Raw genomic sequence first — 20,382 nt, 5'->3', positions numbered from 1 at the left:
TGCTCCTCGTGGCAGTGCGGCGAGGACTGGATGCAAGGAGGTATCTGATGAAGGCGATCGTGGTGACGGACGAGGCTGCGGGAACGGCCGGGATGACGCTGGTGGAGCGGCCTGAGCCGGCACCGGCCATTAACGACGTCGTTGTCCAGGTTCATGCGTCGGGTTTCGTCCCGACCGAGATGGAATGGCCCTCGACCTGGACCGATCGCCTCGGCCGTGACCGGACGCCGTCGATACCCGGGCACGAGCTGGCCGGAGTGGTAAGTGCACTCGGGTATGGCGCGACCGGACTGTCGGTGGGACAGCGGGTCTTCGGCCTCACGGACTGGACCCGCGACGGCACCCTGGCGGAGTATGTGGCCGTCGAGGCGCGCAACCTCGCACCGCTGCCCGGCGACGTCGACTTCACGGTGGGCGCGAGCCTGCCGATCTCTGGTCTGACCGCCTGGCAGGGGCTGTTCGAGCACGGCCGCCTTCGGGCGGGGCAGAGCGTCCTCGTGCACGGCGCGGCCGGGGCAGTCGGTTCGATGGTGACGCAACTCGCACGGGAGTTCGGCGCCTACGTCATCGGCACCGGGCGCGCTGCCGACCGTCAAAGAGCGCTCGACTTCGGCGCACACGAGTTCGTCGACCTCGGCAACGAGGCCCTGGAAGACGTCGGCGGAGTCGATCTGGTTTTCGACGTCATCGGCGGTGACATCGGGAAGCGGTCGGCAGGCCTGATTCGAGCCGGAGGAACACTGGTCTCCGTTGTCGGGCCGCCCGAGGTGCGGCCCGCGGACGCCCTGACGATTGATTTCGTCGTGACGTCTGATCGCGGCCAACTGGGTGAGATCGTCCAACGGGTACGGGACGGGCGACTGCGGACGAACATCGGCAACGTCGCGGGCCTCGACGACGCCGTCGCCGCTCTCAACCCGACCGAGCGGATCACCGGAAAGACGATCATCAGCGCTCGCTCGTGAGGATTCGGGGGAAGTCGGCCCCGACGACGCGTGTTCACTGCCCCCGCTCGGTTGGGTGCGACCGAGGGGATGCCGGGTCCAGCACGTTGGCATACTCCGGATGAGCACTGACGAATGCTGCCGCGAACGGGCACGTCACGGTAGCGGTCTTCCCTTGCCTGCGCAGCTCGTCGAGAACGCCGCCGATGAGCCTGCTCGCTACTCCCTTCCCCCGGAACTCGGGGAACACGGATGTCGCCGACAGGATGACGCGGCCTCCGACCGTGCTGTAGACCAGCCCTGCCGCTGTCCGGCCCCCTATCGCGGCCTCGTAGATGCCGCTCGCGCTGTTGTTGGTGATGACGAAGTCGTCCGCGCCGGGCGGGGTGGCTACCGACAGGCTCGAGCCACCCGAGTCCTGCTCGGCGCTGGCCAAGGTGATCATGCTTCCGGTGTTGTTCACCAATGTTCCTCCTGAATATCATTTCGCTCCGATTGTGCGGATTCCTCGACGTTCAGGTAACCGGCACCGGAATGCTGACGACGAGCGACCCACGCAGGTCGGCCAGGGCCCGATCAGCCGTGCGCACCAGTCGCATGACCGTCCACCCAGGGGGATCGTCAGCTTCGACGTTTGTGGTCGGCACTGTCATCCTCCGGTGGGTCCGAAACGTTCGGTGCGGATGTTCGAGGGGTCGTAGCCGATGTCGACGAGAAGGTCGGCCACGGTTTCGACGAATCCGGTGGGCCCGCAGACGAACGCGACAACGCCGGCATCGCGGGGCCAGGCGACGCGGGCAAGGATGTCCGCGTCCAGTCGTCGAGGTGGGGCCGGCCAGCCGGGGGGCGCGACCCTGGTATAGACGTGGGTGACGGCGACAGGAGTATCGCCGGTGGCTTGTGCAGTCGCAAGATCCGCCGTGAACAGGGCATCCGACGGGGATCGGGTCGAGTAGAGGAGCCTGGTGGGAGTCGTCGCCGCACGCACCATCGACATCAGGGGCGCCACGCCGGATCCACCGCCGATCAGCAACGCCGGGCGCGGGTCGGCGGGTCGGCGTACGAACCAGCCGCCGAGCGGCCCACGGATCTCGAGGTGGTCACCCGGCTCCGCAACCTCGACGAGGTGCGGCGAGACCTCGCCGTCGATCACCGCCTGGACGGTCACCTCGAGCCGGTCGGGCCCCGGGGCGGACGAGATCGAGTAGCTGCGGTGCGCCATGTAGCCGTCGGGAGCCGTCAACCGGACGTCGACGTGCTGGCCCGGCACGTGACCTGTCCAGCCGTCGACGTCGAGGACCAGGGTCCGCGCCGTCGCAGTCTCCGCGCGGGTGGCGGCGACGGTCGCCGGCTGCCAGGTCAGTCCTCCAGGTACCGCTGCTCGCGCCACGGGTCACCGTCGTTGTGGTAGCCGGCCGTCTCCCAGAACCCGGGCTCGTCGTCGAGACGCAGTTCCAGAGCGCGCAGCCATTTCGCGCTTTTCCAGAAGTACAGGTGAGGAACGAGGAGGCGAGCTGGCCCGCCGTGCACAGGAGCCAGCGGCTCCCCGTCAAACTCGTACGCCACCCAGGCTTGACCGTCGAGAAGGCCCTCGAGCGGGATGTTCGTGGTGTAGCCGCCGTAGGAGTGGGCGACCACATACTCGGCCGTGGTCTCGACGTCGGCCAGCAACGTGTCCACGGAGACGCCTCGCCAGCTCGTGCCGAACTTCGACCAGCGCGTGACGCAATGGATGTCCACGGTCGGCTCGTCGGCAGGAAGGGCGGTGAACTCCGCCCATGACCACGTGCTCCGCTCACCGGTCTCGGTGACGACGGCGAACTCCCACTCGTCGAGGTCGATGCGCGGTGTCGGTCCCGCCGACAGTACCGGGAAGTCGTCCGTGCGGTACTGACCGGGTGGGAGATCGGCGTCGTCGCGTCTGCGGCCCCCGAAACCGCGGGTGATCACTGCCATGCGCCCCGCCCTGAGTTGTGGGCGTATTGCCGCACTCTGGCGTCAGTAAACTGGACCATACCGTCCAGGTTACGCTGATGTGGTGACTGTCGGCAAACCTCGCTGGCTTTCGGTGGCGTAAGCCTCAGCATTCGTGGCGGTCGCGGCGGTGCGTGGTCGTTCGGCGGATGCCTCTGTGATACGGACTTGACGGTCCAAACAATCTCGGTCGTCGGTGAGAAGCCTCGCCCAGCAACCTGGGGCAGTCGTGGTCAGAGCCTCCACGGCAATCCTTTCCGTGGAGGCTCTGACCACTGTTGCGGATAGGTCGGCTAGCTCAGAGGCGCGGGTCCTGCTGGACCTTCAGGGCGTTGAGGATCGGGTCGCTCTCGCCCTTCTCCCGGCGAAGCTCGATCTTCAGATCGCCACCGGCGTGCTCGACGGTGACAGTGTTCATGTCCGCGCTCAGCGCACCCACCTTCGCCCGCACGTCGTGGTCGTAGAGCACGACCTTGCCGTCGGCCAGCACATCGAAGGCACGCTTGCCGGCCTTGACCTTCTCGATCTCCGCGAAGTCGAGGCCGATCCGGTACGTCCCGGCGGGGGCGTTCTTGAACACGTAGCTGAACGTCCGCCCGGTCCGCTGGGTGCGGAACAGCGCGTCGTCCTCGGTGCCGGCGATGTCGGCAGTGGTGGCACGCGCCTTGCCGCCGACGTAACCCCACGGCCGCGAGTCGAGCCCCTGGTCGGGCGACCAGAAGAAGCCGTCGGCACCGACGTACCCGGATCCGCCGACGTCGACGCCCTTCCAGTAGGCCGAGGTCGCCAGACGGACCGGCTTGAGCTGAGCCTCGCCCTTGCCGGCGTTCGATGCCACGAGCAGGTCCCCGACGAGTACGCCGGGCTCGACGCCGGCGTTGTCGGCGGTCGCCGTGACAGTGGTGGACGTGCCGGCCGCGAGCGTGACGGTGCCGGTTGCTGCCGCGCCCGTGAGGGTCAGCCACGGAAGATCGGCGGCCTCGTGCCCACCGTCGCTGGTGCGCTTCTGCTCGCTGATCCGCACCTCGAGCGGGGCGGAGCCGGTGTTGGTCACTGTCAGGTCAGCCGTCGCCTTCTGGTCCCGGTCGAGGAGCCAGTCGAAGTCACCTGCGGTGACGGTGGCGATGCCCGTGGTCAACGCCGTGTCGACCGTCTCGGCCTGGTCCTTCTTGGCGATGGTCACGGGGTGGCTGGCGGTGGCGTAGTTCGGTGCCTCGACCTGCACGGTGTTCTCGCCGACCAGTGCCTGAGCCTTCCAGCGGCCCTTGGCGTCGGCGGTGATGACCCGTTCACCGGCCGGCCCCTTGAGCGTGATGATCGCGCCCTCGATCGGCTTGCCGTCGTTCTTGTCGGTGACGGTGCCCTCGATCGTGCCGGCGGCTGGGAGGGTGTACTCCAGCCCCAGGCCTGCCTTCAGGATGGGCTGGTTGAAGGAGTATTGGCTCGCGGGGTTACGCGTCAGGCTCTCCACGCCGACCGTTGCCGACGAGCCCTTGGTGAGAGGGTTGTCGCCGCCGCCGCCGACGCCGTCGCCGTACCCGATCTGGATCCGTCCGTCCGCGATCAGGGTGACCGAGAAGCTCACGCGAGCGGTCCGGTCGCTGTAGAAGGCGATGTTGCGCCACTCGACGACCTGCGCAGCCAGCCCGTCCACCTCGCTCGTGCCGAAGTAGATGCCCGCCTCGTCGTCGACGATGAGGTCGTCCCAGAGCGGATAGATCGCGTCGATCGGGTACGACGACGGCAGTGCCGTGTTGTTGCCCAGCGTGCTGGCGCGGTCGAAGGTCAGCGTGCCGTTCGTCGTCACGCACACCCCGTCCCAGGCCGTGTCGTAGAACGGAGCCAGGAAGCTGGAGTCGAACCACAGAGGGCCGCAGAGGTCGTCGCCGTGCCACCCGGACTCCTGCGTGCCCTGGCGGTAGAGCCCGTCGGTCACCTTCATGGAGTACGAGCGACCGGCGGGGGCCACCGGCACGGGGCCCGGCTCCGGCTCCTCGGGCTGAGGCTCCGGCTCCGCCTCGTCCGCCCGCGGGTCGAGCGTCACCCGCAACGCGGCGATGGTCGGGGCCTTCAGGCCCTTCGAGCCCCGTAGCTCCACCGACAGCGGACCGCCCTCGTGCTTCACGACGGCGGTGCGCCAGTCGGCGACGCTCGGCCCCACGACTGAGGCCGGGTCGTACGCGTACTCCGTCAGTGTTCCGTCCACGAGGACGTCGAACACCCGCTTGCCCTTGGCCACGTTCTCGATCTCGGCGAACCCGAAGTCGATCGCGTAGGTGCCAGTGGGCGCGTCCGGGAAGCGGTAGAACAACTGCTTGTCCGGCGTGGTGCGCTGCGACTGGAACAGGGCGTCGTCAGTCGTGCCTTCGATTCCGGCCTTCGTGGCGGTGACCTTGGTCTTCCCCTCGTAGCCCCACGCCTTCTTACCGGCGGCCTGGTCGGCGAGCCAGGTGTAGCCGGAACCGTCGGTGAACTTTGCGCCGCCGGCGTTGACGCCGACCTGGTACTTCGTGGTCGTGAGCGTCACCGGGACGTAGGTCTTGGACTGGCGTCCGGAGTCGGACCTCACCACGATGTTCGCGCCGAGGACCCCGGGCTTGGCGTCCTTCGAGGAGATCGAGACCTTGACTGTCGTCGACTGACCAGGGGCGAGGGTGCCGCCGGTCGAGGAGAGCGACAGCCACGGCAGGTCGGTGAGCAGATCGTCCTCGACGTCGACAAGCACGACGTCGTCGGCGAGCTGGTCCGCCGCCCACAGCGCACCGGTCGCGTCGGTTTCGAGGCCGCCGCCCTGGCCCGCCTTCTGGCCCGGGAACCACCACGCGTTCACCAGGGAGCAGTCGTCGGGGTCGACCTGCAGCAGGCGGGTGGGCCGGTTCGAGGTGAGGTCGGTGTACCAGATGGTGTCGGACGCCTGGTTGTAGGCCAGGCCCATCACCTCGGGCAGCGGCGGGGCGCAGAAGGACAGCAGCGCACCCGGGTTGTCGTGCGACGTGCCGGCGACGGTGCCGATCATGCCGTTCGCCCGGCCGCCGACGTAGAACACGTCAGCGGTCGGGTTGTAGGCGAGACCGGTCAGTGGCAGCGTGGACCAGTCACCCTTGATCTGCCTCGTCTCCTTGCCGGTGTCCCGGTTGAAGCAGTGGATGTAGCTGGCCGGGCTGTCCTCCATCTGGCACATGTCACCGGTCTTGGTGTCCAGGGCCATGTCGAACGCCCGATACGCGGGGTTCCACGACGCGTCGAAGACCTTCCCGGTCGGCTTGCCCGTCACCGTCCAGGCGGTGTTGGTCCGCTTGTTGTAGTCGTGGACCCAGACGTCGCCGTCGTACCCGATGCCGGTGGGCTCCTTCTCCGCGATCGTGCCCGGGATGGCGATCCGGGTGATCACGTCTCCGCCGGAGGTCGCGCCGACCTTGCCGGCCGCCTGCGCTTCCGCGGCACGCGCCGTCGCCGCCTTGCCGTCGACGTTCGACGGCTTCATGCCGCTCGCACCGGCCTTCCAGGCGGCGAGGTCGATCGTGCTGGCCGTGCCCTTCCCGGTGCGCGCGGTGACGCCGGCGGCGTCGAGGTCGGGGTGGCGCGCGACCTCGCCCAGGTCGTACGTGAGCGGGGCGGAACCGTTGTTGGTCAGCGTCAGCGTGCCCGCGCCGTTCTGGTCGGCACCCAACAGCGCGTCGAGGCCGTCGGCCTTCAGGCCGGCGACACCAGTGGTCAGCCGCGCGTCGATCTTCGCCTTCGCGTAGAGCTTGTCGAGCGAGAAGGGGTACGCCGCGGTCAGGTAGTTCGGCGCGTCGACGGTCATGGTGTAGTCGCCGACCGGAAGCTGGCGATGCACGATGCCCGTCCCGTTGGTCGTGACGGTCTCGACGAGCCCCAACTTGTTCGTGAACGAGACCTTGGCCCCGGCCACCGGCAGCCCGTCGTTCTGGTCGACGACTGTCGCGTCGAGGTACCCGAAGTCAGGCAGGTCGTAGGTGACGACCATCCCGTCGCGCAGCACCGGGGCGTGGTCGGAGAACCTGATGCCGTCGACGCCCGCCCAGCCCTGAATGCCGGTGACGGCGTGCGCGCCGGCGGTCACCGGGTCGTCGGACCCGACGCCGTCGCCGTACCCGAAGATCACCGTGCCGGAGCGGGTGAGCGTGGCCGAGAAGTTGACCGGCTCCGTGTACTCCGTCCGGTCCGGATAGGCCCAGAGCTTGGCGTTGCGGTACTCGACGACGAACGCGTCCTCACCGTTGACCTTGGTCGCTGCCGTGAAGACGCCTCCACCGGGCGCGAACTCGACGGGGGTCTCGACGTAGAACGGGAAGATGCCCGCCCCGCCATAGCCGGGTCCGGTGGCGCCGTCCGGGGCGATCACACCGCGCAGGCCGACGCCGAGGCTGTCGTGGCTGCCGTTGTAGAGCGCGATCGGGAACGGCAGTTGCACCGTCGCCCACACGCCACTGCCGAACGCGACCGGATCGGTGCCGCGCAGGTACTCGCCGTCGGAGAGGGCGCAGCTGTAGCCGCCCTCGTCGACGACGAGCCCCACGGGGATCTCCCGCGACTCGTTCTGCGCGCCGACGGTCAGCGGCACTGTGGTGGGGGAGAAGCAGGCGTTGGGCTTGACGTTCAGCGTGTACCCGCCCTCGGGGACAGCGCCGATCGTGAACGCGCCGTTGGCGTCCGTGCGTACCGGCTTCAGCGGCGTGTCCTTGACGGAGACGTCGGCATTCGGAACGGGCCGCTTCTTGTCATCGACAACCCTGCCACTGATGTCGTGCCGCACGGCGGCCGTGAGCGGCAGCTTGACGGAGCTGTCCCGGCCGAGGGTGATCGTGACGTTGGCGGTCGCGGTCAGGTAGCCGAAGACCTTGGTGCTGAGCTGGTAGTCGCCGACCGGGAGGTTCGTCGTGAACCGGCCGTCCTTGTCGGTACCGATCGACCGGCTGAACGGCCCGCTGATCGTCACCTCGGCAGCGGGGACCGGGGCGCCGTTGGCGGTGACGACACCGGTGAGGGTGCCGCCCTGCCGGGGCGCGAGCTCGAGCAGGCGGACGAGGTCGAGCCGGCCCTCGCCGTACTTGTTGTTGACCTCGGCGGTGCCGCCGCACTCGGTGTCGTCGACGTCGACGGCCGACTCGGCGAGCAGGCGGCGGGTTGCCTCGACCTGCCCGATGAGGGTCGGGTCGTAGCTCCACAGCGCGGCGACGGCGCCGGCGACGTGGGGTGCCGCCATCGAGGTGCCAGACATCTCGACGTAGCTGTTGCCCGGGTAGGACGAACGGACGCCGTCGCCCGGAGCGGAGATCTCGGGCTTGATCCGGCCACCCTGACCCTCACCCTTGCGGGAGAACAACGAGAGCGTGCCGTCCGGCCGGTAGGCGCCGACGGAGTAGGCGCTCTCGGCGGAGCCGGGCGAGGAAACGGTGTCGCAGGCCGCGTACGGCGTGGTGTTGCCCGATGACCAGACGCTGAAGATGCCCGCGGCGCTCCAGGCCTCGTCGATGGCCCGGAAGAAGTCGTCGAAGCTGTGCTCGACGGTCTGGCCCCACGAGTTGTTGACGACGTGGGGGCGCTTGGACGGGTCGGGGTTGTTCCCCTGGACGTCGGTCGGGGCGAGCAGCCACCAGCCGGACCGCAGCAGCGACTCGACGCCGCTGCTGTCGCAGCAGCCGTTCGTCGCAATCCACTGCGCGTCGGGGGCCACGCCGACGTGGTTGGTGCCGTCGTCGCCGACCATGGTGCCCATGGTGTGCGTGCCGTGTCCGTTGTCGTCGCACGGTGCGCCAGTGCACGTGCCCCGGGCGCCCATCCAGTTGTAGTTGTGGTCGACGGTGCCGTCGGGCTTCGTGCCGCGGTACTGGTGCACCAGGGCGGGGTGGTCGAACTGGACACCCGAGTCGAGGTTGGACACTGTGATACCCGCACCGGTGGCGCCCATGGCCCACGCCTGCGGGGCGTGGATGGCGTCCAGACCCCACGACACGGTGCCCGCCTCGGCGCCGGCCTTCGGGGCGGTCGGGCGGGCAGCCTGGTCAGTGGGGACTTTCTCGTCCACGGGCTCGACCAGCGCGACCTGTGGCGTCGCGTGGATCTCGGCGACCTGCACCTTGGAGGCCACGTCGAGGGCGAGCTTCTCGGTGCCTCCCTTGACGAGCACGGCGTTGGCGATCGGGTAGGAGGTGTACTTGACGCCCGCCCGGTCGAGGTCGGTGGAGACGGATGCCAGGGAGTCCTTCGTCGCTGCGGTCAGCGCGTCGTAGACGAACTGACCACGAGCGGTCCAGTCGCTGAGCTTCTTCGCCGGACCGAGGTCGGCAGTGGTCTCGAACCTGATCCAGAAGTCGGAAGCCGGAGACGTGCGGAAGCGATCCTTCAGGTTCGCGGCGATCTTGTTGACGGCGGCGGTGGGATCCGGTTCAGCGGCAGACGCCGGTGGAGCCTGGACCATGCTCAGACCGACCGCTGCGGCAAGCGTTGCCGCGAGGGCTTTGAGTCTCATGAGAATCCTTCGACCTACAGGGGTTGGTAGGGGTCGTGGTTCTTGTGGTCGTCGGCACCGTCGCCACCGTCAACGTCACGGGCGTCGGGAGCGCTGACGCGCGGCTCGTGGGGCAGCTCGGGTGGTGGCGGGCGCTCGATGGCGGCGTCGTCACCCACGACAGGTCGCTCAGGCATGCATCGCCCAACGGCTATGAATCATCCAGTCATGCTCGGCGGGACGAGTGACCGTCGCTATCCAGCGGATACGTCAATTTTCACGACGCGTCGTGCAAGGAGTCCTCTTCCGCGAAAACTCCGGCCTCCACTGCCTTGACCGCGAGCGCGGTCCGCGAGCTCACTTTCAACTTGCGCATCGCGGCACGCAGCTGCTGATCCACTGTGGCCGGCGACTTGGCCAGGATCCGGCTGATCTCCCGGTTCGTCTTGCCGGCGACGACCAGTTGGACCACGTCGAGCTCGCGGGGTGAGAGCTGGTCGCCGTACCCGCGTCGGCCGCCGCGCCACAGTCGAGGGACGTCGGCGCCCTGTTCGCGAAGCCGCTGTGCGACCCGGTCCGCATCGCCGCGGGCCCCGAGCCTGAACAGCTGCTCGTACTGTGCCGCCAGCAGCTCTCGGCCCTGCTCGATCTGGCCTTGCGCGATGAGCGCCTCGGCTTGACGCTCGCGGGCGAGCATGGCGTCGTACGGGCGCGGCAACGCGCTCCAGGCGCGCGCCGCCCGACCGTGTGCCGTCGCCGCGCGGGCGTGGTCTCCGGCCGCGGTGAGCAGCAGGGCACGGCATACGGTGAGCGCGGCGCGAGGCGCAGGCGCCGTACGGCCACGCAGCCCTCTGGCGAACTGGTCGCCCAGACGGGTCGCGGCCTGCAGATCCCCTGCGGCGAGGTGCGCCTCGATCCGGGCGGGAACGAGGTCCGTCGCCCAGACCCAGATGCCCTTCCTCCGGACGGTGTCCATCGGCTCGTTGGTGATCTGCAGCGCCCGGCCGCTGTTTCCGTCCGTCAGCCACAGTCTGGCCAACGCGGCGGCGGCCTCCATCGTGTCGTCGGCTGCGCCGAGACGGGCAGACTCCTCGAGGACCAGCCGGAACTGCTCCTCCGCCGCGCGCCGCCGCCCGGCTGCCGCGGCCAGCCGGGCAGCGAGGCGAATGCTGCCGAGGTAGTGCGCCGGCCGGTCCCGGTCGGCATCGGCGAGTGCCGCGCTTCGCTCCGCGAGACCCTCCCACCGACCGGTCAGCCACGCCAGGTTGGCCTGTTCGAGTCCGACGTTATGGTGCAACCGGGACGCCTGCTCGGCCTCGGCAAGGCGCATGGCCACGTCGAGGTGTTCCTCCGCGTCGGCGTACCGACCCCAGATCAGCGCGCCGGTCCCGACATTTGCGTGGATCCGGGCCACGTCGAGACGCTCCGCCGCCGTCGCGCCGTCGACGGGCAGGTCGGCGACGACGTCCCAGGCCTCCTCCTCGCCGAGCATGAGCAACGCCGCGGCGCGGTTGCCGGCCAGGTTCAGCCGCTCCGCGGGAGAATCGAAGCCGGCGGTGAGTTCAGCGGCGCGATCCAGCCACCGCCGATGGGTCGACGCCGGCCACGGTCCCGCATAGGCCCAGCCAAGGTAGGTCATCGCCCGAGCCGCCTCGACCGGGTCGTGGTCGAGGTTGGCCACCGCCTGCTCCAGCTCGCTGAGTGCGGCCTGCGCCTCACCCCCGGTGATCAGGAGCCGACCCAGGGGGTTGCGGATCTCGGCCTGCTGGCGGGCGGAGAGACCGGGGGTTTCCAGCACCGAGCGCAAGGTACGGATCACGCGGTGGTGGACCTCGTCGACCGGTTCACGGCGGCCCAGTGCGGCGACTCCGGCGATGCGCGCGACCCGTGCCCGGTCCACCGGCGCCAGCACGGCCCACGTCAACAGATCGACCAGCAGCTCGACCGCCTTGGTGTGGTCACCCGAGGCCATGGCCAGCTCGGCACTCTGCTCGGCGTACCTCGCCCAGGACTGCGTCTCGCCCGCCTCACGGAAGTGGTGGGCGAGGCGTGCCACCGGCGGCGGATGGATGTGCTCCACGGCCCGGCCGGCCAGCAGGTGGAAGTGCCTGCGGTCGGTCAACGGGATCGCTTCGTAGACAGCCGTGGCGGCCAGCACATGCCGGAATCGCCACCGGCCGCGGTCGTCTCCGTCCAGGACACCGGCGCCGGCCGCCTCCGCGACAGCGCCTCGACACGCACCTGGTGACAGACCGGCGGTCATCGCTATCGTTTCCACCGACGACCGCTCAGCCAACGTCGCCGCGGCCCGCAACACCTGCTGCGCCGTCGGCGACAGACGGCCCACCCGCTCCCGGGTGGAGTCGCGCACCGTTGGCGGCACCTGAAGCTCGCGCAACTTCAGCCGGACCCACTGTCCGTCGCGGAACACGAGGTCGGCGCGGTCGCACATGAGGCGAACCGACTCCTCCACGGCCAGCGGAACGCCGCCGGTCCGCTCGTGCATGAACGTCGTGAACTCCTGGGAAATCGGGTTGCCGTCCAGCATCGAGGACACCAGCGCTGCCGTGTCCGCGGGGCGCATGGGCGCCAGGGCGATCCTCAGCTGGGTCACGCCAGCAGGCAACCGGGACGTCAGCCGCAGCAACAGTGATCCGTCGTCCACCTCCTCCGGCCGATAGGAGATCACGAGACTGGGCCCGTTCGACTGCTGCCGGGAGGTGACGAACAGCAGGAACTCCAGGGTCACCTCGTCGGCCCAGTGAGCGTCCTCGAGCACGAGGACGTCGACACCCAGAGCCCGCAGCAGCTCCTCCAGGGCGCGGAACAGGCGATGCCGTGCCGCCTTCGCATCGCCCAACGGCTGCAACGCGGGCGGCAGGTCCGCGGACCACTCAGGGAACAGGGGCCGTAACGCACCCGCAAGCTCGGTGAGCCGCAATCGCGACACCGGGCCGTCGATCCCCCGGAACGCGTCGACGATCGGCCCCAACGTCAGCGACTCGCGAAGCGGTGGGCACACCGACACCAAGGCAGTGCGCTGATCCGGCGCGGCCAACCACTCTCGCAGCAGTCGGCTCTTCCCGATCCCCGCCTCGCCCTCGACCAGCACGATCGCCGGTGGCCGGGCCAAGGCGCCCCGAAGGGCCGCCATCTCCCGATCACGACCCACGAAATGCGGAGTGGAGACGGTCGGTGAGGTCCCGTCGTCCTCGGGCGAGGGGTCGAGCATGCGTGATGATCTCGCTTTTCGCTGCTCGGACACAAGTACCACCGTGGGCGACCGTCGGGCGACTGACGCGGGTGTGGTCAGCGGTTGTTCGCCGATGTTGGCCGCCTGCCACTCGACCGGGTGGCACCCTGAGCACGTGGACTGGGCAGTGAGCCGGGGAGAGCTGGCATCGGGACTACGGTGAACGGCCTCTGATGCGTACCGCGTTGATCGTAGTGGCCGCGCTGGCGACGGCGGTGGTCGTGGACCTGATCTCGGGCATGGTCGTCCGCCGGGTAGCCCGCGGCCGTTACCAGTGGCTGCTGGAGCCCCTGCGGCATGCCTGCCGCCGCCCGGCGGGGGTGCTGCTGCTGGTCGGGGCGCTGTACTACGCGCTGCCGTTGGGTCCGGCCGGGTGGCAGCGTCATCTGTGGCACGTCGTCCTGGTGGCCTTGGTGCTGTCCGGGGCATGGTTAGTGATCAAGGCGTTGCACGTCGCCGAGGCGGTCGCGTTCAGTCGACTGCCGGGCGACGCGGTCGCCAGCCGGCGAGTCCGGCGGGCCCGAACGCAGATTCGCCCCGTGCGGCGGCTCACCGTCGCCGTGGTCACCATCGTCGCGATCGGCCTGATCCTGATCACCTTTCGGCCGGTACGCCTCTTCGGCGTCTCCGTGTTGACGTCGGCGGGGGTGGTCGGCGCGTTGATCGGCCTGTCGGCCCGTACCGCGCTCGGCAACGCGTTCGCCGGTGTCCAGGTCGCCTTTGCCGACGGCCTGCACGTCGGCGACGTGCTGGTGGTGGACGGCGAATGGGGCCGAGTTGAGGAGGTGAAGCTGACCAACGTGGTGATCCGGCTCTGGGACGAGCGGATGCTCATCCTGCCGACCACCTACTTCACCGAGCGGCCGTTTCAGAACTGGACCCGGAACGAATCTCGGGTAGTCGGCAAGATCCAGATCCATGTCGACCACACCGCCGACCTGGACGACCTACGCCGGGAAGCGCGCCGGTTGGTCGAGTCCTCACCGCTGTGGGATCGCGACCAGTGGGCGCTCCAGATGGTCGACTCCACTCACCAGACAGCGGTCATCCAGGTGCAGGCCTCGGCCGCCGACGGCGCCAGCGCCTGGGACCTGCGCTGCGACCTGCGCGAGGGACTGGTTCGCTATCTTCGCGACCGCCATCCTCAGTGGCTGCCCCGCACCCGCGGCCAGTATCAGCCTTGAGTCGGGCGGGCCCGACGGCCCGATTACCTCCCGCTGTGCGACTGCCCGCTCTTCTCGTCCCGCCAGCCATCGGGGTGGGGATGATAGCCGTAAGCGGCAGCCCGTACCGTTTCCTCGTTTTCCAGCCCGGAGCCGATCGCGCCGCCGACGGTGGCCAGCGAGCCGGTGATCCAGGCGAGCGTCAGATAGTCGGTGAAGTCGACTGGCCGCTGCAAGGTCTGTTCCAGCACGGAGGTGTCGATCAGCAGCGCCGCGACGAGCACCGTTCCCACGAACAACACCACGTAGGACAGCACCGTGGCCAGAGTGAGGGTGAGGATCGTACCCAGGTTGAACAGCCGTGCCAGCTCGGTCGGCGTCTCGCGGCTCGGTTTCTCCCACAGGTCGTGCGCGATGATCAACCAGGCCACCAACGCTGTCAGCCCGAGCAGCATGATCACGGCGAGCCGGAGTCCGCCGAGCGCATCGCCGATCTGCCAGATGGTGTCCGTGGTGAGCGCGAACGCGGCGGTGCCGAACGCGCCGACCAGCAGCTTCGACAGGCCCAGCAGGGCACGCCCCGGACGGTTGGCTCGAACCATGCCGATCAACAGCCGTAACCGGCCGGTGAGCCGTGAGGCGACGTAGCGCCGCTCACCGGCGTCGGCCTCGCCGACCACCCGGTGTACGGCGGGAACCCGGCTTGCCATCTCGGCCGGTGCCCAGCCGCCCGGCGGCACCCGCTGGTCGGTTGCGTCGGCCAGCAGCCGGCTCACCAGATCCGGAACGGCTGCGCGGGCCGCTCGCAGTTGGTGCATTCCCAGCGCGGGCAGGGACACCACAGCGACTCGACGCCGAGCGGAGGTCTGCGCCACCAGCGGCACCCGCTCGGCATGCAGCGGCAGATCGGTCAGGCAGATGGCGAGGTCCCAGTGGTCCTCGGCACGCCGACGGGCAAGATCATCGAGTAGCGCCTCAACGCCGCCGTCGCGGCGGGGCGCCACCTCGCCCCAGCCTTCCCGGACGATCCACCGCACGTCCGCGTTCACCCGCTCGGCCAGCCCGCTGGCCAGTTCGGTGGTGAGCCGCGCGGCCACCCGGGCCGGGTGGTCCGGCGGGGTTGCCACCAGTCCGACGACGATCTCCGGGCGGTCCTGTTCACTCTGCGTCATCGGTGCTCCTCACCGGTAGCCGGGCCCGGCCGCTGACGGCGAACAAACCGGGCCTCAGGCGCCGTCGCGGCAGCTACCCGTGCCGGCTGAGGTAGCGGTACGGCCAGGCCGCCGAGAGGAGCACCCCCGACCAGCCCGTACAGCGCCACCGCGACGCACTCGTCGAACCGGGCGCCCCGCCCACGCAGCCTAAGAGAACACCCTGATCGGTGCAGCGGATTCAGTGGAAGGTGCCCTTGACCCTTCTGCGCCGGGCCGAGGGCACCGGCCAGGTGCGGCCTGACGTGGTCCTGGACGACCTCGGTCAGAGCGCCATCTGCATGAATACGTTGGCGCGGGCGTACGGCGCCAGTGGAATCTGTTCCGGGCTGACGTGCTTGAAGCCGGCGGACTCGTAGAGCCGTACCGCGTTCGGGAGCTTGGTGCTGCTACCCAGGAACAGGGTGGTCGCGCCGAGCGTGCGGGCCCGATCGATCGCCGCCTGAATCAGCTGCCGGCCGATGCCCTTGCCACGGACCGCCGGGGTCACTGCCATCTTCGACAGTTCGAAGACGTCGTCCGAGCTGCGGACCAAGGCGACACAGCCGACGATCTTCGCTTCGTCACGGACGATCAGCACGTCCCCGCCCGGGTCGACGATGGCCGCGAACGGGTCGCTCAGGGTCTTGCGGTCCGATTCCTCGATGGCGAACAAGTGGGAAATCCACTCCTCGTTGAGCGTCCGGAAGGCCTGGGCCTCCTCCCCGGTGGTGATCGACGTGATGGTCAGCGTGCTCGGGTTCATGGGTGGATTGTCAACCGCCGCCATCGCGGCGGCCAAGGCTTCGAGGCCGGTCACCTTCGCGGCGGCCAGCGGTAGGCGGACAATGGGGTGATGAAGCGAGACGTAAGCCTGATGCGGTTGACCGGAACGCGCGCCAACGGCGCTGTGGCGACGGGCGCGGCGGCTACCGGCGCGCGGGCTGCGGGGGCGGTGTCGCTCGGTGCCCTCGCCGTGGGTGCGCTGGCCGTCGGGGCCGTGGCCGTCGGGGCGTTGGTCATCGGGCGGTTGGCGGTCCGCCGGGCGGTCGTGCGGGAGTTGCGCGTCGGCCGGTTGGAGATCGACGAGTTGGTGGTGCACAGCCGACCCACTGCTGAGGGATGACCGGCGCGTCAGGGGTAGCGGCCGCCCGGGACGGGGTGGACAGACGGTCGGTCTGCCCACCCCTGGCGTCGAGTCAGTAGCGACGCAGGACGCGCTTGTCCGCGTCCAGATGGCGGTCGAGTTTGATCACGATGAACTCGTTGTTGTCCGCCTGGCCGGCCGTCCGGCCCGCCGACGACGGGAAGTTGTTGTCGTTCAGGACGGCGAGCGTGCGGTCGTCGAGGATCACCACGTCCTCGATCGTCTGGAACGGGAACGTGAACGGGTCACCGAACCCGCCGACGTGCCGAGGGTTGGCGACTGCCATCAGGTCGGCGACCAGCGTCTTGTCGAGCAGTCCGTCGCGGTTCCGGTCGCGCTTGTCGGCGAGATAGATCTTCTTGACCTTTGCCGTCTCTCCCTGGCCGTTGTCCCGCTCGATGATCAGGAAGCGGTCGCGATCGACCATGATGGCGTCACCGATCGCGTGAGCAGGAGAGTCGAGCGCGTAGGTCCAGCGCCGACCGGTGTAGGTGTTGGTTCTGGTGTCGAACTCGTTGAGCCGGAGGGTGCCGGCCGGATCGCCAGTGGTCGTGCCCTCGAGCAGCGGGTAGAGCGTGCGACCGTCCGGCGACTGGGCCATGCCCTCGAAGCCCTTACTGCTGGCGAGGTTGGCCGGGGTCGCACCGCGGCCCGGGTTCTCGGGGGCGAACACCCCGGGCAGCGGCACCGGCGCCTGTAGCAAGCGGCCCGCCCGGTCGAAGTGCAGCAGGTACGGACCGAACTCGTCACCGAGCCAGTACGTGCCGTCCGGCGTCCGGGTAATCGACTCGACATCGAAGTCGGCTCCGGTGAGCACGCGGTCGGCACGAGTGAGCGGGAATGGCACCTTGCCATACGGGTCGGTCAGGTTGATGCCACCGAGCACGTCCACGGCGCCGCTGCCGAAGTTAGGCGCGACCCGCTGCACACGCAGCACGAAGTCGGCACTGTTGGCCTTGTTGCCGAAGCCGTTGTCGGACAACACGTCGAAGGTGCCGTCGGTGTTGCGTAGGACGCCGCTGAACCCCTGGATCGGTTGGTCGGCGAACGGCGGGGTGATCCCGTTGATGGGGGCGCTGCCGAGTGACGAGCCGGACGGTTCGCTGCCGGGAACGAAGGTTGCTGCTGGCAGCGCGGCGAACTTCAACAACTCGGCCTGGTCCCACGTGTTCCGCTCGGCCGCGGCTGCGGTCGCGCCACCCGGCAGCGTCAGGGTCAGGGCGACCACCGCAGCAGTCAGGCCCACCCGCTTGCTTACTGCCATCAATCCTCATCTCTCCAGGTACGAGCAGGGCGTTCTCGGTCCGCTGGCACCGTAGAGCGACGCGGTGAATTCGAACTGACCACAGGGGAATGCACGCTCAAACCGTGCTGTCACTTCTCGTCCCTGTTCGTCACCCCGTCAGCGGCCCTGCAGGCGCTTCACGTTGTCGCCGAAGGTCCAGCCCTTCGACCCGTCCCAGTTCGCCGACCAGGTCATCAGGCCCTTCAGGCCGGGCACGGAGTTCCAGGCCTGGGTGACCAACGACGTCGACATGTAGCCGCCGCCCGCCCCGGTCTGCGCCGGCAGGCCCGGGACCTGCTTGTCGTACGGCACCCGGATGGTGGTGCCCTGAATGGTGAGCCCGTTGTTCAGGCACTGCGTCTGCACCGTGAAGCCCTGCACGGTGCCCGCCGGGTACGAGTCGCCGGCGCAGCCGTACATGCTGCCGTTGTAGTACTGCATGTTCAGCCACCAGAGCCGGCCGTTGTCCACGTACTTCTTGATGATCGGCAGGTACGAGCCCCAGATCGAGCCGTAAACCACGCTGCCGCCGGTGACGTAGGCGGTCTCCGGTGCCATGGTCAGGCCGAAGTTCGACGGCATCCGGGCCAGCACGCCGTCGATGATCCGGATCAGGTTGGCCTGCGACGTGGACAGAGTGTTGATGTTGCCGCTGCCGGTCAGGCCGGTCTCGATGTCGATGTCGATGCCGTCGAAGTGGTAGGCAGTCAGGATCGGCACTATCGTCGCGATGAACCGGTCGGCGACCGCCGTGGAGCTCAGGTCGATGCCCGCGGCGGCCCCACCGATCGACATCAGGATCGTGGCGCCGGCCGATTTGGCCTGGCACATCTCGGCCGGGGTGGCCACCTTCACGCCGACGTCCATGCCGTTCTCCCAGAGGACCGTGCCGTCCGAGCGGATCACCGGGAACGCCGCGTTGATCACGTTGTAGCCGTGCTGGTTGAGCCGGCTGTCGGTGATCGGGATCCAGCCGAGGCCGGGGTGTACGCCGTTGGAGGCTCCGTCCCAGTTCTCCCAGTAGCCCTGCAGCACCTTGCCGGCGGGCCGCGACTTCACCGCACAGGTCCCACCGGTTGGCGGCGGTGTGGTGGGGGGAGGTGTGGTCGGTGGTGGCGTGGTGGGCGGCGGGGTCGTGGGTGGTGGCGTGGTGGGCGGTGGCGTCGTCCCCGAGCACGCGCCGAGGTCACGCCAGAGCGACGGAGTGGCGGCGGGGTTCCACCCGGCGCCGGGGTGCGCGGTGTGGGTGACCAGCGCCTGGTAGAGCCGGCCGCCGTAGGTGACCTGGGCGCCCGCCTGGTAGGTGGGGCCCTCGGCCCAGGTGGGGGCGGTGCAGGCGACCATCGGGACGGCGTTGGCCGAGGGCACGGCCGCCATGCTGCTGGGGACGAAGGCGACGGCGGCCGTGACGGTCATCGCCGCCCCGGCTACCACTGCGAATATTCGACGGCTTCTCATGGCTCACTCCCCAGGCTTCGACGACCCGCGACCTCCACATATTGACGTTCGTGAGAGTTAATATCAAGGGTTGTTTACAGATACCGGGAAGTCGGTGGGGGAGCGGCCCGCACCCGATCCGCTCACTCCACGTACCGCACTGTTCGCCTGACCGACGAACAGCCGTGACGTCGCAGCCAGATCCAACAACATGTATATAGCTATGACTGGACATCACCCACACCACTGCCATCACGACCACGGATCCGACGACAACGTGCCGTACGGCCAGGTTGACATCCCCGCCGGCCTCGGCCGACGGGCACTGCTGGCCGGTGCCGGCGGAACGCTGATGCTGGCCGCGCTACCGACCGCCGCCCGGGCGGCCAACACGACGATGGCCGGCGCCCCGACCGCGGCGGTCGGTGCCGGCCGGTCGTCCCTCATCACCCAGGGCACGATGCTGGTCCACACCGACATGCACAACCACACGGTCATGTCGGACGGTGACGGCAGCGCCGAGGCCGCGTTCGCCTCGATGCGCGAGGCCGGTCTGGACGTCGCCGCGCTGACCGATCACGCCACCCTCTTCGCCATTGACGGGCTCAGCTCGTCAGAGTGGCGGACCACCGGTGACCTGGCCAACGCGGCCAACGACCCGGGCCAGTTCACAGCGATCCGCGGGTTCGAGTGGTCGCATCCGTTGCAGGGGCACATCAACGTCTGGAACACCTCCGACTTCGCCGACCTGTTGCGGGCCGGCAGCCCCGGCAGCCTGTACAACTGGCTCACCGGCCGGCCCGGGGGTCTGGCGAGCTTCAACCACCCCGGTCGGGAGGCGGGCCGGTTCAACAACTTCTCCTTCAACGCCTCGGCCCGCGATCAGCTCGTGGGGCTGGAGATGTTCAACCGGACCGACGACTTCCTCTTCGAGGGCTGGTCGTCGGGTGCGACATCACCGCTGGTGGCCTGCCTGAACGCCGGTTGGCGCCCGGCTCTGACCGGTGTCACCGACGAGCACGGCACCACGTGGGGCTTCCACGAGGGCAAGGGCCGAAGCGGCCTGTGGGTCGCCGAGAACACCCGCGCGGCGGTGTTCGAGGCGATGGCCGCCCGCCGTTCCTTCGCCACGCGCGTCTCGGGCCTACGGGTGGACGCCACCGCCAACGGCGTACGCATGGGTGGCGTGCTGAACGTGACCTCCGGCGACGTCCGGTTCCTGCTGGACCTGGACCGCGGCTCGGCCTGGGACGGCAAGCCCCTACGGATCCAGGTCCTCCGTCCCGGCACCTCGGCGCCGACCGTCGTCGACGTCATCGACACCGTCAACGGCCAGGTCACCGACTTCACAGTGCCGCTCGACGTCACCGACGGCGACTGGGTGGTGCTCCGGATCTCCGACCCGTCGCTGCCCAACGGCACCCCCGGCCCCGCCGGCCACCCGTGTAACGACTTCGCGGTGGCCTACACCAGCCCCTGGTGGCTCCGGCCCTGACCGTCGAGGTGCCGGTCCCGGC

Annotated in this window: 14 protein-coding genes; 4 read left to right on the top strand and 10 right to left on the bottom strand. The window is 69.2% G+C overall.

The window, feature by feature from the left end; all coding sequences use genetic code 11:
* The first annotated feature begins 47 nt into the window (after nucleotides 1–47).
* Nucleotides 48–965 (top strand): NADP-dependent oxidoreductase, encoded by a 918-nt coding sequence (locus KBX08_RS00430; RefSeq protein ID WP_210780500.1) that lies wholly within the window; start codon nucleotides 48–50, stop codon nucleotides 963–965.
* 34 nt (nucleotides 966–999) lie between these two features.
* Here KBX08_RS00430 and KBX08_RS00425 read toward each other — a convergent pair whose 3' ends face one another.
* The 6 genes from KBX08_RS00425 to KBX08_RS00400 form a co-directional block, all read right to left on the bottom strand.
* Complete coding sequence (locus KBX08_RS00425; protein WP_210780499.1) at nucleotides 1,000–1,407, bottom strand: GNAT family N-acetyltransferase; 408 nt, start codon at nucleotides 1,405–1,407, stop codon at nucleotides 1,000–1,002.
* 186 nt (nucleotides 1,408–1,593) lie between these two features.
* Nucleotides 1,594–2,334 carry an FAD-binding oxidoreductase gene (locus KBX08_RS00420; RefSeq protein ID WP_238689796.1) on the bottom strand — a complete coding sequence of 247 codons (741 nt, stop codon included), beginning with the start codon at nucleotides 2,332–2,334 and terminating at the stop codon, nucleotides 1,594–1,596.
* Nucleotides 2,304–2,900: a sulfite oxidase-like oxidoreductase gene (locus tag KBX08_RS00415; RefSeq protein WP_210780498.1), complete on the bottom strand. Its 597-nt coding sequence runs from the start codon at nucleotides 2,898–2,900 to the stop codon at nucleotides 2,304–2,306. Before KBX08_RS00415 ends, KBX08_RS00420 begins: the two co-directional genes overlap by 31 nt.
* Before the next feature lie 316 nt (nucleotides 2,901–3,216).
* Nucleotides 3,217–9,411, bottom strand: coding sequence for a S8 family serine peptidase (locus KBX08_RS00410; protein ID WP_210780497.1), 6,195 nt, complete (start codon nucleotides 9,409–9,411; stop codon nucleotides 3,217–3,219).
* A 14-nt stretch (nucleotides 9,412–9,425) separates the two neighbouring features.
* Nucleotides 9,426–9,569, bottom strand: a complete 144-nt coding sequence (locus KBX08_RS00405) for a hypothetical protein (protein WP_210780496.1) — start codon at nucleotides 9,567–9,569, stop codon at nucleotides 9,426–9,428.
* A 98-nt stretch (nucleotides 9,570–9,667) separates the two neighbouring features.
* Entirely contained in the window at nucleotides 9,668–12,622 is a 2,955-nt protein-coding gene (locus tag KBX08_RS00400) for an AAA family ATPase (RefSeq protein WP_210780495.1), read from the bottom strand.
* A 194-nt stretch (nucleotides 12,623–12,816) separates the two neighbouring features.
* Between KBX08_RS00400 and KBX08_RS00395 the strand changes: the two genes are divergently transcribed.
* Nucleotides 12,817–13,827, top strand: coding sequence for a mechanosensitive ion channel family protein (locus tag KBX08_RS00395; RefSeq protein ID WP_210780494.1), 1,011 nt, complete (start codon nucleotides 12,817–12,819; stop codon nucleotides 13,825–13,827).
* Nucleotides 13,828–13,850: 23 nt separating this feature from the next.
* On the opposite strand, the gene KBX08_RS00390 is transcribed toward KBX08_RS00395, so the two are convergent.
* Complete coding sequence (locus KBX08_RS00390) at nucleotides 13,851–14,978, bottom strand: hypothetical protein (protein WP_210780493.1); 1,128 nt, start codon at nucleotides 14,976–14,978, stop codon at nucleotides 13,851–13,853.
* 304 nt (nucleotides 14,979–15,282) lie between these two features.
* Nucleotides 15,283–15,816: a GNAT family N-acetyltransferase gene (locus tag KBX08_RS00385; protein ID WP_238689791.1), complete on the bottom strand. Its 534-nt coding sequence runs from the start codon at nucleotides 15,814–15,816 to the stop codon at nucleotides 15,283–15,285.
* Nucleotides 15,817–15,852: 36 nt separating this feature from the next.
* Here KBX08_RS00385 and KBX08_RS00380 point away from each other — a divergent pair, with 36 nt between their 5' ends.
* On the top strand, nucleotides 15,853–16,122 hold the full coding sequence (locus KBX08_RS00380; RefSeq protein ID WP_210780492.1) for a hypothetical protein: 270 nt from the start codon (nucleotides 15,853–15,855) through the stop codon (nucleotides 16,120–16,122).
* Between the two features lie 73 nt (nucleotides 16,123–16,195).
* Here KBX08_RS00380 and KBX08_RS00375 read toward each other — a convergent pair whose 3' ends face one another.
* Nucleotides 16,196–17,407, bottom strand: coding sequence for an esterase-like activity of phytase family protein (locus KBX08_RS00375; protein WP_210780491.1), 1,212 nt, complete (start codon nucleotides 17,405–17,407; stop codon nucleotides 16,196–16,198).
* A gap of 138 nt (nucleotides 17,408–17,545) precedes the next feature.
* Nucleotides 17,546–18,886: a carbohydrate-binding protein gene (locus KBX08_RS00370; RefSeq protein WP_210780490.1), complete on the bottom strand. Its 1,341-nt coding sequence runs from the start codon at nucleotides 18,884–18,886 to the stop codon at nucleotides 17,546–17,548.
* Nucleotides 18,887–19,088: 202 nt separating this feature from the next.
* Here KBX08_RS00370 and KBX08_RS00365 point away from each other — a divergent pair, with 202 nt between their 5' ends.
* Complete coding sequence (locus KBX08_RS00365) at nucleotides 19,089–20,360, top strand: CehA/McbA family metallohydrolase (RefSeq protein WP_238689790.1); 1,272 nt, start codon at nucleotides 19,089–19,091, stop codon at nucleotides 20,358–20,360.
* Nucleotides 20,361–20,382: the final 22 nt, after the last annotated feature.

The sequence above is a fragment of the Micromonospora sp. H61 genome (assembly GCF_018070325.1).
Taxonomy (GTDB): Bacteria; Actinomycetota; Actinomycetes; order Mycobacteriales; family Micromonosporaceae; genus Micromonospora; species Micromonospora salmantinae.
This window is presented reverse-complemented; position numbering and strand designations above follow the sequence as displayed.